This is a genomic window from Psychroflexus sp. ALD_RP9 (genome assembly GCF_017311165.1).
Classification (GTDB): domain Bacteria; phylum Bacteroidota; class Bacteroidia; order Flavobacteriales; family Flavobacteriaceae; genus Psychroflexus.
Genome location: NZ_CP062973.1, coordinates 1777650 through 1791007, shown reverse-complemented (window position 1 = coordinate 1791007; position 13358 = coordinate 1777650). Strand labels below are relative to the sequence as shown.

Below are 13358 nucleotides of genomic sequence, written 5' to 3'. Positions count from 1 at the left end.
ATTTGTTATACAAAAGTAAACATTAAAGACTGTATTTTAATAAATCTTCAGCAACAAGTTAGGGTCTGGACAATTATTTGAAAAATGATTAAGCTTAGCTTTAGAGCAAACACCTGGAAAATCGCCAAAATAATCACCTAAATCTCGAATTATTTGAAAATGCAAATGTGGTGCGTAACTTCCATTAACTTCAGCAGAACCTATTTCAGCGAAGGGAGAAGCCTTTGTAATAGTTTGACCTACCTTTATATTGTCTAGACTCTTACGACTCAAATGCCCATAAAGTGTATAAAAAGTTATCTCTTCAAAATCGTGCTGAAGAATAGTGGTTGGTCCATAGTCTCCCAACTCACAATTATCTTTAAAACTGTGCACAACAGCATTTAGTGGAGAAATAACTGCTGTATTTGCCGGACACCAAATATCTAAGCCAATATGTATATCTCGAAGTTGATTAGTGAAATGTGGACTTCTATCATATAAATTACGTTGTTCTAAGTAACCTCCAAATGCAATGGTTTTATTAGTTTGCTTTAAAAATTGATTAATAAAAGTCTGTGTTTTTTGTATAGGATTATGCTCTAAATTTATAGATCGATTAACTGACAAATCTACTAAACCATAATCTTGTCTCTCAAATTTTGAATCTATTACTGGTGTAAATCCTGTGGTTAATTGACTTAAAAATTGTTGAAATAATTTCATTAAAAAAACCCCGAATTTCGGGGTGATTATTTTGTTACAAAATATTTAATTTATTCGTCTAAAAGTAAGTTTAAAGTAACATCGATGTTATCACGTGTGGCCCTCGAAAAAGGACAAACAACATGTGCCTGATTCATGAGCATTTCGCCTGTTTCAACTGAGTCGACACCTGGTAAATAACCATCAATAACGGCTGCAAGTTGAAAATCGCCTTCATCGGTTTTACCAATACTTATATGTGCCGTAACGCTAAAATCACCTAAATCTTTTTTATTTTCTTTAGCAACGGCTTCTAAAGCGCTACCAAAACATGAGGCGTAGGCTGAACCAAAAAGCTGTTCAGGATTAACACCATCTTTACCGCTACCGCCCATAGATTTTGGCATTTCAAGATTCATGTCAATAGTTCCATCGTCAGTTTTAACGTGACCATTTCGGCCACCGCTCGCAATTGCTTTTGCTGTATATAAAGTATCCATAAATATATTTTTGATTAAATGTAAGGCTGAAGCTTCAACTTTAAAAAAATGAATTCATAAATTTGTATTAAACTTCAATTACTTGAAAAAACCAAGCACATCACATTCGGCTTTAGATGAAGTTGATAATTCATCTCAGAAACACCTCAGCCAATCTTCTGCCGAACGCATAAAAGCTTTGCGTCGAAAAAAATTAGATCTTAAAAAACTGAGCGAAGATTTACGTTGTGGAAATTCAACAGCGTTAAGCCGAGCGATCACTTTAATTGAGAGCCAGAATAATAAACACCAAACTCAAGTTAAGCAACTTATCGAAGCATGCTTGCCACATGCTGGAGACGCAATTAGAATAGGAATTACAGGTGTTCCAGGTGTTGGAAAAAGTACATTTATAGAAAGTTTCGGGTTGCACTTAATCAAAAAAGGGCATAAAGTAGCTGTGTTAGCCGTAGACCCATCAAGCTCAGTTTCAAATGGCAGCATTCTAGGTGATAAAACACGTATGGAAAAGCTTGTTCAATCACCAAATGCTTTTATTAGACCTACCGCATCAGGCACTTCACTTGGTGGCGTTGCTCGTAAAACACGTGAAAGCATTATTTTATGTGAAGCTGCTGGATATGATGTTATTTTAATTGAAACCGTTGGTGTTGGGCAAAGTGAAACTGCTGTTCACAGCATGACAGACTTCTTTTTACTATTAAAACTAGCCGGTGCTGGCGACGAGCTTCAAGGAATCAAACGAGGCATTATTGAAATGGCCGACGCTATTGTAATTAATAAAGCTGATGGACAAAACGTTGATGCAGCTAAAAGAGCAAAAGTTGAGTTTAATAGAGCATTACATATGTATCCTCCAAAAGACAACAACTGGACGCCAAGAGTATTATTAGCTAGCGCACTAAAGAAAAAAGGAATTGATAAAACTTGGCAACTCATATCAAAATTTATAGCGCATGTTAAAGCTAATCATTATTTTGAAGACAATCGCTTAGCACAAAATAAATATTGGCTTCACCAGAGCATTGAAGATCAATTAAAACGCGAATTTTATTCTAATCCGTCGATAGCAAAAGCGCTAGAAATTGAACTAAAAAAAATTGAAAACAAGCAAACCACCGCGTTTGAAGCTGCTAATGATTTACTTAAATATTATAAAACTAAGCTAGATTAAGATACTTTTTTTGAAACCATAAGTTTAGTTTGTAATAAATAGTTCCAACAATAATACCAAATAATGCGCCAACTATAACATCGGCAGGATAATGTACACCAACATAAATTCTAGAGTAAGCCACTAAAATACACCAAACCAATAAACCTGAGAACGCATATTTATAGTATGGTTTTAGCAATTTACCAATAAAGAAAGTTACCGCAAATGTACTAATGGCATGACCTGAAAAAAAACCATAATTTCCACAACGCTTTGAAATAAACCGTGCTTGCATCATAAAATCTTCATTACAAGGTCTTGGCCTCATAAAAGTATCTTTAAATAAATTAGCCAATTGGTCGGTTGTTGCTATCATTAAAGCCACCGTAATCATAACTGAGAACAAGCCTTTTATACCAAATGTTTTATAGCATAAAAACAACAAAACTGCATAAAGCGGGTAAGACATTTCTTTTTCTGTGATGAGTAGCCATAACCAATCCCAAGTTCTAGAACCTAAGTTATTAAGATAAATAAATAAATGTTCATCAAACGCTATGATTGTTTCCATAATTAATTGGTTTGATAGCGTTGCACCTCACGATCATAAAATTCAGAAGCTTCTTTAATTAAAGTATTTGTTTCTTCAGTAAACTCTTCTTCATTTTCTACATCCACATCTTCTAACCATTCAATCTGGTCGTCTTTTAAATCAATAATAAACCTAGGAAATTCTGTATGAATTATAAAAATAGAATCCTTAAAATCGGTATTATCGCCCAATATAAATCTAGGTAGTTTCATAAATTTGTGTGTATTTTCCTTTACTAGAATTAGTTAAATAATTAAAACGAATATATAACATTATTGCTGAAGTTGTAAGACCTGCAAGCAAGCCAAACCAAATTCCTACACTGCCAAACTGCTCTGATTTGCCTAATACAAAAGAAATAGGAAAACCAATCATCCAATAGGCTATAAAGCAAATTAAAGTTGGAATTTTTACATCTTGTAATCCGCGCAAAGCACCTAAAAAAGCCACCTGCAAGCCATCACTTAACTGAAAAATAGCAGCGATTACAAGCAACTGCGCTGCTAACCTAATTACTTCTTTCTCATCGATATATAATGTTGGTAGAAATGACTTTAAAAGAATAAAACCAATCGTAAATAAGCTAGAAATTAAAAAGGTTTGCATAAAAATAGAGTTGGCAATACGTCTCAGGTTGAAGTAATCACGCTTACCCTTTTGGTTCGCCACTCGAATGGTAGCTGTTACACCTAAACCAACTGCTATCATGAAAGTCATAGAGACTAAATTTAAAGCTATCTGATTAGCAGCTTGAGCTTCTGTACCCAAAGTGCCTGCCAAAATTACCGATGCTGTAAATATACCACCTTCAAACAACATTTGTAAAGCTGTTGGAAACCCTAAATTTACGAGGCGTTTAAACACTTTTCTGCTTAATGATCGCTTAATAAGCACAAAATAAGATTTCAATTTCGGACGATTCTTTAATATCATAAACAATAAAACTAACATGAAAACACGAGATATTAAAGTACCAATAGCCGCACCTTCAAGCTCTAGTTTTGGAAAAAACCAAACACCATAAATTAATAAGTAATTAAATAATACATTTACTAAATTGGCGGCAATTGTTGCATACATCGCATATTTTGTAAGCGACAAACCATCAGCGAATTGTTTAAAACCTTGAAAAATCATTAAAGGAATCATTGAAAAGGCAACAATGTTAAGATAAGGAATAGCTAACTCTACAACTTCATTTGGTTGGTTAAGGTGATATAAAATAGGTTTAGCTAATAATAACAATCCAAACAAAACAATACCGATACACGTACACATAACTAAACCATGCTGAAAATAAAATCGACCTTTGAGTTGGTCATTTTCACCATCTGCCTCAGCAATTAAAGGTGTAATTGCAAAACTAAAACCTATACCCAAAAATAATGCAAAATATAACACAGTATTTCCTAAAGACACAGCAGCTAAAGGTGCTGGGCCTAACTTACCAATCATAACATTATCTACAAAGCCAACTAATACATGCCCAAGTTGACCTAACATAACAGGCAAAGCAATGATCAGGTTTTGTTTAAATTCTTTTGTGTAAAGCTGTAGCTGCAAATGAAAAATTTTAGCCTGCAAAATTAGACATTAGTTGATGCTTAAAAAAAGAATTTGAGGTTTTTAATGTTCCCTAGCTTGTTTAAATAACTTATGTTAATTTTGTAATTCTAAACAAGTTTATTTTGAACAAAGATCGCATTATAAAAAACGTCGCTACACTTTTAAAAGAAATACCAACTTCTATGGAAGTTGTTAAAGACGACCATAAAAAAGAAGAACGTTTTAATTACCTCGCCAAACATATGGTCGAAAAAGCGATCAAGCGCGACGCTTTAATCACTTGCGATGATGATAGCGGAATCGCTATTTTTTTTGAAGAAAATGGTCACACTGAAGGATTTTGGAGCGAACTCTTAGGTGACTTAAAGCTGGCCTTAAATGTCACAGGACTTAAAAAAGGACTTAAAGCTCTTAAAACCCAAAAATTTGTCAAACAGCAGCGCCCTAATTCAGGAAGCTATCTATATTGCTGGTTTTGGGGGATTTTAGAAGATGCACGTGGTGTTACAGATAAGAAAACAGCTTACAAAATGAAAGACATCATGTTTAACATTGCTAAAGAAAAACAATTACCCATTTATGCAGAAACACGCATTAGGCGAGTAAGTGTTGCTTATAGAAGATATGGCTTTGAGCTTTTAAAAGAATGGCCACATCCTAGTGGTGATACAATGTATTTTATGAAATATACTCCTCAAAAAAATTAAAGATAAGTTTTAATATCTTCAGCATCAATTGTAGATTTTCCTAAGATAGTAAGCCGTTCAATCACATTTCTAAACTCCCTAATATTTCCTGGCCAATCGTGTTTTTTTAGTTCTTCAAGTGCTTCTTGAGTAATTGACTTCGGTTTAATGCCTTGTTCGTTTGCAATTAAACTTAAAAAATGCTTCGCTAACAAATCAACATCAGCTATGCGGTCTTTTAGAGATGGTACTTTTATAAGAATAACTGCTAACCTATGATATAAATCTTCTCTAAATTTTGAAGCTTTAATTTCTTCTTTTAAATTTTTATTGGTTGCTGCAATGACACGAACATCTACTTTAACGTCATTATCACTCCCGATTCTTTGTACCTTCTGTTCTTGAAGTGCACGTAATACCTTAGCTTGTGCTTGTAGGCTCATGTCTCCTATTTCATCTAAAAATAAAGTTCCACCGTTAGATGCTTCAAATTTTCCTGCCCGATCTTTATTAGCTGATGTAAAAGCACCTTTAACATGGCCAAATAACTCGCTTTCTATCAATTCAGAAGGAATTGCCGCACAATTAACTTCAATAAATGGCTTTTTATTTCGTTCACTTTTTTCATGTAACCAATGTGCCACTAACTCTTTCCCAGTTCCGTTTTCACCTGTAATTAAAACGCGAGCAGCTGTTGGAGCAACTTTATCTACCATAGATTTAATTTCAGCAATCGCTGGCGCCTCACCAATCATTTCATAAGTTTTACTTACTTTTTTCTTCAGTGTTTTATTTTCTTTATGTAGCTGATCGTGTTTCAATGCAATACGAACAGCATTTAACAAGCGGTTTAAATCTGGCGGCTTTGAAATATAATCAAAAGCTCCTTGACGCATTGTTTCTACAGCTGTATCGATATCTCCGTGTCCTGAAATCATAATCACAGGTAAATCAAGTGAATTACTTTTGATGAATTGTAGCACTTCAACACCATCTTTTTTAGGCATTTTAATATCACAAAGTAATAAATCAATGCTTTCGCTCTCTAGAATTTTACAGGCTTGTTCACCATCTTCGGCTTCAATGATTTCAAAAGATTGATCTTCTTCTGTCAATATTTTAGTCAATACACGTCTAATACTTGCCTCATCTTCCGCTATTAATAATCTCGACATAAGCTTGGTTTTAGTTATTCATTATTAAAATATATGAGAGTAACATCAGTTAAGCTGCTTTCATAAAGTAACCGAAGCAAGGTATAACCAACAGAAGAAAAAAACAATAAATGTTTTGTAAAATAATTAGACATTGCTAAATCTGTAAGAATAAATCAGTTAAGAGTTTAACACACAACACTTTTTTCAGAATAACTTAAGCTGCATTTGAGTCTACTTAGAGAAACCAAAAGGATTTAAATTAAAAACCCATTCGTTAAAAACGAATGGGAAAAAATGCTATGAAAAAGAAAACACTACTTATAAGATTAAGTAGTGTTCAAATATATATAATTTTTTGTTAAAGCAATTACGAGAACATATCTTTTACTTTTTCAAAAAAGGATTTATCAGATTTTTCTGGATTAGGTACAAAATTTGAATCATCTTTCATTGATTGAAAGAAATTCTTTTGCTCTTTAGTAAGTTCTTTTGGTGTCCAAACATTAACGTGAACTAATAAATCTCCATTTCCGTATGAATTGATACTTGGTAAACCTTTATTTCTTAATCGTAAAATTTTTCCACTTTGTGTACCAGGCTCAATTTTAATACGTACTTTACCACTTACTGTATCAATGTCTTTTGATGTTCCCAATGCAACATCAGAAAAGCTTAAATATAAGTCATAATGAAGATTGTTACCATCACGTTTTAGATTTTCATGTTCTAAAACTTCAATTAAAACAAGTAAGTCACCGCTAACTCCGTCTCCTACAGGCTCATTCCCTTTGCCTGAAACCTTAAGTTGCATTCCATCTTCTACACCAGCTGGAATTTTTATGGACACTAGTTCTTGTTCTAATTTTAAACCATGGGCATCTGTTCCTTTACCTTTTTGATCGATCATTTTCCCAGAACCACCACAAGTAGTACAAGGCGCAGATGTTTGCATACGACCTAAAATTGTGTTTTGAACTTTGGTAACTTGTCCTGTACCATTACAAGTTGAACAAGTTTTATAGGTTGTATCTGATGGTTTCTTTTTACGGGAAACTTTTATTTTCTTTTCTACACCATTTGCTACTTCTTCGATAGTAAGTTTTACACGAATTCGCAAATTACTTCCTTTAGATTGCCGACGACCACCGCCGCCAAAGCCACCAAAGCCAGAAAAACCGCCACCACCAAATATATCACCAAACTGGCTGAATATGTCGTCCATATTCATGCCTCCGCCACCGCCAAAGCCACCTGAGCCATCAAATGCACTATGCCCAAATTGGTCGTATTTTTGGCGCTTTTCTTCATTCCCAAGAACTTCATAGGCTTCAGCTGCCTTTTTAAACATTTCTTCAGCTTCTGAATCATCTGGGTTTTTATCTGGATGATATTTAATAGCAAGTTTGCGATAAGCCTTTTTAATTTCGGCTTGAGACGCATTTTTTGAAATGCCTAAAATATCATAATAATCTTCTTTCATTTTAGTTAATTTTTTTTGATTTGAAAGGTTTTATCTATAATTTTTCTATCTGAAAAAGATTAGATAACAACGCTTATTTCCCTGTCACTACTTTCGGATAGCGAATAATTTTATCACCTAAGGTATAGCCACGTTCAACCACATCAATAATTTTGCCTTTCATTTCATCAGATGGCGCTGATATTTGAGTGATAGCTTCATGCAAATCAGCATCAAAGGTATCACCGCTTTTTACATTCATCGGTTCAAGACCTTTAGATTTAAGTGTTTCTCTTAATTTATTGTTGATTAACTCTACGCCTGAGAATGCATCTTTATCAGTCGATTTTTCAAGTTCTTTAATGGCTCGATCAAAATCATCTAAAACAGGTAATAGAGACTGTATAACTTCTTGTCCAGCTGTTTTAAATAACTCTAAACGCTCCTTACTTGTTCTACGCTTGTAGTTTTCAAACTCAGCAAAAAGGCGAAGGTGTTTATCTTTTTCAGCATCAAGTGCTAGTTGAAGCTTTTCAGTTTCAGATAATTCTTCTTTTTCTTCTTTATCATTATTAGTAGACGTCTCTTCAGAAGTTTCTTGTTCGTCTAAAGTAGTGCCTTCATGATTTTCTTCTGATTGGTCTTTAGAAGTTTCATCATTTGAGGTATTGCCTGCTTTTGATGACTCTTGTACTTCCTCGTTTTTATCTGTATCTTTAGTAATATCTTGTTCTTTTTTCATGACCTAAAATTTAGTAATAAATAGATGTCAAATGCATTGCCATATTAGCGCTTATGTCAAATTGTCACGCTTAACAATAAAAAAGCCTATGAGTAAAACTCACAGGCTTGTGTTTATAGATTAGAGTTAATTAAGCTTCGCCAGTTGGACCAAAGTTTAAAGGAATGTTAGGTTTTTCTTGTTCTTGAATTTTACCATGACGCTTTTCATACTTTAAAATATTATCATTTAATGCTTTAAGTAATCTTTTTGCGTGTTGTGGTGTTAAAATAACTCTTGAACGCACTTTGCTTTTTGGTGTACCTGGCATTACATTAACATAATCTAATACAAATTCAGAAGGTGAGTGATTAACAATTACTAGATTGCTATAAATGCCTTGAGCAGTTTCTTCATCAATTTGAATATTTAGCTTTTGCTTGTCATTAGTTTCACTCATATCTTAATTTTTAATTATAGTTAACATTTACTTCTTGATTTTGATGCATCATTTCTGTCAATTCTTCTTTAGAACCCACAATTATATCATCAAATTCGCGAAGACCAGTACCTGCAGGTATTTTATGACCTACAATAACATTCTCTTTCAAGCCTTCTAGCTTATCTACTTTACCACTCACAGCAGCTTCATTTAAAACTTTGGTTGTCTCTTGGAATGATGCTGCAGAAATAAATGACTTAGTTTGTAATGAGGCTCTAGTTATACCTTGTAAAATTGGTTTAGCAGTTGCAGGTTCAACTTCGCGTGCTGAAACCAATTGCTTATCTTCACGCTTCAATTGAGAATTTTCATCTCTAAGTTCACGAAGCGTTACAATTTGTCCAGGTTTCAAATTAACACTATCACCTGATTCTTCAACAACGCGCTTACCAAACATATTATCATTTTCATTAATGAAGTCTTGCTTATGTACAAGTTGATTCTCAAGGAAAATAGTATCACCTGGATCTTGTATTTTCACTTTTTGCATCATTTGTCTTACTACAACTTCAAAGTGTTTATCATTAATTTGTACACCTTGTAAACGGTAGACTTCTTGAACTTCATTAACTAAATATTGTTGAACAGCACTTGGGCCTTTGATATTCAATATATCTTCTGGTGTAACAGAACCATCTGAAAGTGGCATACCTGCACGAACATAATCGTTTTCTTGAACAAGAATTTGATTAGAAAGTTTTACAAGGTACTTTTTAATTTCACCTAGTTTAGATTCAACGATTATTTCGCGGTTACCACGCTTAATTTTACCAAATGAAACTACACCATCTATTTCGCTTACAACAGCTGGATTAGAAGGATTTCGAGCTTCAAAAAGTTCAGTTAATCTTGGTAAACCACCTGTAATATCACCAGCTTTTGATGATTTTCTTGGGATTTTAACTAAAATCTTACCAATTTTAATTTTCTCTTCATCATCAACCATTAAATGGGCACCAACAGGTAAGTTGTAAGATCTTATGGTCTCTCCAGTATTATCTTTAATATGAAGTGTTGGTATCTTACGTTTATTCTTAGATTCGATGATTACTTTTTCCTGGAAACCTGTTTGTTCATCACTTTCTACTTCATAAGTGAGTCCTTGTGTAATGTTTTCAAACTCAATTTGACCAGCAAATTCAGAAATAATAACACCATTATAAGGATCCCATTTACAAATAACGTCACCTTTAGTTACTTTTTTACCTGGTTTGATAAAGATTTGTGAACCGTAAGGAATAACATTAGAACTTAGTGCAATTCCTGATTTTTTATCAACAATCTTAACTTCTGAAGTTCTTGAAATTACAATATCAGCTGGTTTACCTTCACTGTCTTCGCCTTTAACTGTTTTAAGGTCTTCAATTTCAGCAACACCATCAAATTTAGCTTCAAGTTTGTTTTCTTCAGAAATGTTACCTGCAATACCACCAACGTGGAATGTTCTAAGCGTTAACTGTGTTCCTGGCTCTCCGATAGATTGTGCAGCAACAACACCTACGGCTTCACCCCTTTGAACTGTTTTGTTAGTTGAAAGATTTCGACCATAACATTTAACACAAATACCTTGCTTTGCTTCACAAGTTAATGGCGATCTTACTTCGACAGAATTTAAAGCAGAGGCCTCAATTTTATTAGCAACATCGTCACTAATTTCTTCTCCAGCTTCAGCTAAAAGTTCCTGTGAAATTGGATCTATAATATCGTTTAGGGCGGTTCGACCTTTAATACGTTCGCCTAAAGTTTCAACAACTTCTTCATTCTTCTTCAAGGCTTGAACTTCAATTCCTCTTAAAGTTCCGCAATCTTCTTCTCTTACAATCACATCTTGAGAAACATCTACTAATCGACGTGTTAAGTATCCTGCATCAGCAGTTTTTAAAGCGGTATCGGCAAGACCTTTACGTGCACCGTGTGTTGAAATAAAGTATTCTAAAATTGAAAGACCTTCTTTAAAGTTAGATAGAATAGGATTTTCAATAATTTCACCGCCAGCTGAAGTTGATTTCTTTGGTTTAGCCATTAAGCCTCGCATACCTGTTAACTGGCGAATTTGTTCTTTAGAACCCCTTGCACCTGAGTCAAGCATCATGAAAACTGAATTGAAACCTTGTTGGTCTTCACGAATTCGTTTCATAGCTAATTCGGTTAAATTAGCATTAGTTGCTGTCCAAATATCAATGACTTGATTATATCGTTCGTTATTAGTGATTAGACCCATGTTGTAATTGCCCGTAACACCTTCAACTTGACCTTCAGCCTCAGCTATCATTTCAAGTTTTTCTTTAGGAATAATAATATCACCTAATGAGAATGATAAACCACCTCTAAAGGCGAAATTATAGCCTAAATCTTTAATGCTATCTAAGAAATCTGCGGTTTCAGGAACTGAAGTGTGTTTTAGTACCTTACCAATCACATCTCTTAAGGCCTTTTTAGTCATTACATCATTAATGAAACCTATTTGCTCCGGTACTGCTTGGTTAAACAATACTCTACCAACTGTCGTTTCAATAATTTGATTGACTAATTCTCCAGACTCGTTAAAGTCTTTAGCTCGAATTTTAATAACTGCATTTAAGTCAACTCTTTTTTCATTGTAAGCAATCTCAACTTCTTCATCTGAATAAAAAGTCAAGCCTTCGCCTTTAACCGTATGGTCTTTAGTTGATGTTCTTGGCTTTGTCATATAATATAAGCCCAGAACCATATCTTGAGATGGTACGGTAATTGGAGATCCGTTTGCTGGATTAAGAATGTTATGAGAAGCTAACATTAATAACTGCGCTTCTAAAATAGCCTCAGGGCCTAATGGTAGGTGAACTGCCATTTGGTCACCATCGAAATCGGCATTAAAAGCTGTACAAACTAATGGATGAAGCTGTATTGCTTTACCTTCAATTAATTTTGGTTGAAAAGCTTGGATACCTAAACGGTGAAGTGTTGGCGCACGGTTAAGTAGTACAGGATGACCTTTAAGAACATTTTCAAGGATATCCCAAACAACTGGCTCTTTTTTATCAATGATTTTTTTAGCTGATTTTACTGTCTTTACAATTCCACGCTCTATTAACTTTCTAATAATAAACGGCTTATAAAGTTCAGCCGCCATGTCTTTAGGAAGACCACATTCATACATCTTCATTTCAGGACCAACGACAATAACTGAACGTGCAGAATAATCAACTCGCTTACCTAGTAGGTTTTGTCTAAAGCGACCTTGCTTACCTTTTAAAGAGTCAGATAAAGACTTCAGTGGTCTATTAGAATCAGTTTTTACAGCAGAAGATTTACGTGTATTATCAAACAAAGAATCAACAGATTCCTGTAACATACGCTTTTCATTACGCAAAATAACTTCTGGTGCTTTAATTTCCATTAAACGTTTTAAACGGTTATTACGAATAATGACACGTCTATATAAATCATTTAAATCGGAAGTAGCAAAACGGCCACCATCTAATGGAACTAAAGGTCTTAATTCTGGTGGAATAACCGGAATGGCTTTCATAATCATCCATTCTGGGTTATTGTCACGATTATTTTTTGAATCTCTTAAAGCTTCTACGACTTGTAAACGCTTAAGTGCTTCAGTTTTACGTTGCTTAGAGGTCTCGTTGTTTGCTTTATGCCTTAAATCGTAAGATAATTCATCTAAATCGATTCTTTTTAAGATTTCAAGAAGACATTCGGCTCCCATTTTTGCTATGAACTTGTTAGGATCATCATCATCTAAATATTGATTTTCTTGTGGAAGTGTTTCAAGAATATCTAGATATTCTTCCTCAGTTAAGAAATCCATTTTTTTAAGCTCCTCACCATCTTCTCTTTTAGCTATACCTGATTGTATTACGACGTAACGCTCGTAATAAATAATCATGTCAAGCTTTTTAGAAGGAATCCCTAAAAGGTAACCAATTTTATTTGGTAAAGATCTAAAATACCAAATATGTGCTACTGGAACTACCAAATTGATATGGCCAACGCGATCTCGACGAACTTTTTTCTCAGTAACTTCAACGCCACAACGGTCACAAACTATGCCTTTGTAGCGAATTCGTTTATATTTCCCACAAGCACATTCATAGTCTTTTACAGGACCAAAAATACGTTCACAGAATAAACCGTCACGTTCTGGCTTATGTGTTCTATAGTTAATAGTTTCAGGTTTTAAAACTTCACCTCTAGAAGCTGATAAAATGCTTTCTGGCGATGCTAAACCTATAGAGATTTTATTAAATCTCGGTTGTGTATTCTTTTCATTATTTCTTGTCATAATACAAGTTGCTAAAGAATTATTCAAAAATATTTATATACCTAACAATTAAAAATTGT

General features: G+C 34.0%; 12 protein-coding genes. 2 read left to right on the top strand and 10 right to left on the bottom strand.

The window, feature by feature from the left end:
- Window positions 1-36: 36 nt before the first annotated feature.
- Together IMZ30_RS08290 and IMZ30_RS08285 are read right to left on the bottom strand one after the other, a co-directional pair.
- The gene (locus tag IMZ30_RS08290) at window positions 37-705 is read right to left on the bottom strand and encodes a peptidoglycan DD-metalloendopeptidase family protein (protein WP_207037844.1); all 669 of its coding nucleotides are present in this window, start codon (window positions 703-705) and stop codon (window positions 37-39) included.
- A 50-nt stretch (window positions 706-755) separates the two neighbouring features.
- Entirely contained in the window at window positions 756-1184 is a 429-nt protein-coding gene (locus IMZ30_RS08285) for an organic hydroperoxide resistance protein (RefSeq protein ID WP_207037843.1), read from the bottom strand.
- An 82-nt stretch (window positions 1185-1266) separates the two neighbouring features.
- Here IMZ30_RS08285 and meaB point away from each other — a divergent pair, with 82 nt between their 5' ends.
- Window positions 1267-2358 carry a methylmalonyl Co-A mutase-associated GTPase MeaB gene (gene meaB, locus IMZ30_RS08280; protein WP_207037842.1) on the top strand — a complete coding sequence of 364 codons (1092 nt, stop codon included), beginning with the start codon at window positions 1267-1269 and terminating at the stop codon, window positions 2356-2358.
- On the opposite strand, the gene IMZ30_RS08275 is transcribed toward meaB, so the two are convergent.
- The 3 genes from IMZ30_RS08275 to IMZ30_RS08265 are packed head-to-tail and all read right to left on the bottom strand — an operon-like array spanning window position 2345 to window position 4495.
- The gene (locus tag IMZ30_RS08275) at window positions 2345-2911 is read right to left on the bottom strand and encodes a phosphatase PAP2 family protein (RefSeq protein WP_317194387.1); all 567 of its coding nucleotides are present in this window, start codon (window positions 2909-2911) and stop codon (window positions 2345-2347) included. The two genes, meaB and IMZ30_RS08275, sit on opposite strands and share 14 nt — an antisense overlap.
- A gap of 2 nt (window positions 2912-2913) precedes the next feature.
- Window positions 2914-3144: a hypothetical protein gene (locus IMZ30_RS08270; RefSeq protein WP_207037841.1), complete on the bottom strand. Its 231-nt coding sequence runs from the start codon at window positions 3142-3144 to the stop codon at window positions 2914-2916.
- Window positions 3131-4495 (bottom strand): MATE family efflux transporter, encoded by a 1365-nt coding sequence (locus IMZ30_RS08265; RefSeq protein ID WP_207037840.1) that lies wholly within the window; start codon window positions 4493-4495, stop codon window positions 3131-3133. Before IMZ30_RS08265 ends, IMZ30_RS08270 begins: the two co-directional genes overlap by 14 nt.
- A 125-nt stretch (window positions 4496-4620) precedes the next feature.
- Between IMZ30_RS08265 and IMZ30_RS08260 the strand changes: the two genes are divergently transcribed.
- Window positions 4621-5205 (top strand): hypothetical protein, encoded by a 585-nt coding sequence (locus IMZ30_RS08260; RefSeq protein WP_207037839.1) that lies wholly within the window; start codon window positions 4621-4623, stop codon window positions 5203-5205.
- On the opposite strand, the gene IMZ30_RS08255 is transcribed toward IMZ30_RS08260, so the two are convergent.
- The 5 genes from IMZ30_RS08255 to rpoC form a co-directional block, all read right to left on the bottom strand.
- Complete coding sequence (locus tag IMZ30_RS08255; protein ID WP_207037838.1) at window positions 5202-6359, bottom strand: sigma-54-dependent transcriptional regulator; 1158 nt, start codon at window positions 6357-6359, stop codon at window positions 5202-5204. The genes IMZ30_RS08260 and IMZ30_RS08255 overlap by 4 nt on opposite strands.
- 349 nt (window positions 6360-6708) lie before the next feature.
- Window positions 6709-7821, bottom strand: coding sequence for a molecular chaperone DnaJ (dnaJ, locus tag IMZ30_RS08250; RefSeq protein ID WP_207037837.1), 1113 nt, complete (start codon window positions 7819-7821; stop codon window positions 6709-6711).
- A gap of 73 nt (window positions 7822-7894) precedes the next feature.
- Complete coding sequence (locus IMZ30_RS08245) at window positions 7895-8542, bottom strand: nucleotide exchange factor GrpE (RefSeq protein ID WP_207037836.1); 648 nt, start codon at window positions 8540-8542, stop codon at window positions 7895-7897.
- A 130-nt stretch (window positions 8543-8672) separates the two neighbouring features.
- On the bottom strand, window positions 8673-8981 hold the full coding sequence (locus tag IMZ30_RS08240) for a DUF3467 domain-containing protein (RefSeq protein WP_207037835.1): 309 nt from the start codon (window positions 8979-8981) through the stop codon (window positions 8673-8675).
- A 10-nt stretch (window positions 8982-8991) separates the two neighbouring features.
- Window positions 8992-13299: a DNA-directed RNA polymerase subunit beta' gene (rpoC, locus tag IMZ30_RS08235; RefSeq protein ID WP_207037834.1), complete on the bottom strand. Its 4308-nt coding sequence runs from the start codon at window positions 13297-13299 to the stop codon at window positions 8992-8994.
- Window positions 13300-13358 lie beyond the last annotated feature (59 nt).

Excerpts from the sequence above, each read along its gene's own strand:
- IMZ30_RS08290 (WP_207037844.1), bottom strand. The coding sequence starts at position 705 with ATGAAATTATTTCAACAATTTTTAAGTCAATTAACCACAGGATTTACA.
- IMZ30_RS08285 (WP_207037843.1), bottom strand. The coding sequence starts at position 1,184 with ATGGATACTTTATATACAGCAAAAGCAATTGCGAGCGGTGGCCGAAAT.
- IMZ30_RS08275 (WP_317194387.1), bottom strand. The coding sequence starts at position 2,911 with ATGGAAACAATCATAGCGTTTGATGAACATTTATTTATTTATCTTAAT.
- IMZ30_RS08270 (WP_207037841.1), bottom strand. The coding sequence starts at position 3,144 with ATGAAACTACCTAGATTTATATTGGGCGATAATACCGATTTTAAGGAT.
- IMZ30_RS08255 (WP_207037838.1), bottom strand. The coding sequence starts at position 6,359 with ATGTCGAGATTATTAATAGCGGAAGATGAGGCAAGTATTAGACGTGTA.
- dnaJ (WP_207037837.1), bottom strand. The coding sequence starts at position 7,821 with ATGAAAGAAGATTATTATGATATTTTAGGCATTTCAAAAAATGCGTCT.
- IMZ30_RS08245 (WP_207037836.1), bottom strand. The coding sequence starts at position 8,542 with ATGAAAAAAGAACAAGATATTACTAAAGATACAGATAAAAACGAGGAA.
- IMZ30_RS08240 (WP_207037835.1), bottom strand. The coding sequence starts at position 8,981 with ATGAGTGAAACTAATGACAAGCAAAAGCTAAATATTCAAATTGATGAA.
- rpoC (WP_207037834.1), bottom strand. The coding sequence starts at position 13,299 with ATGACAAGAAATAATGAAAAGAATACACAACCGAGATTTAATAAAATC.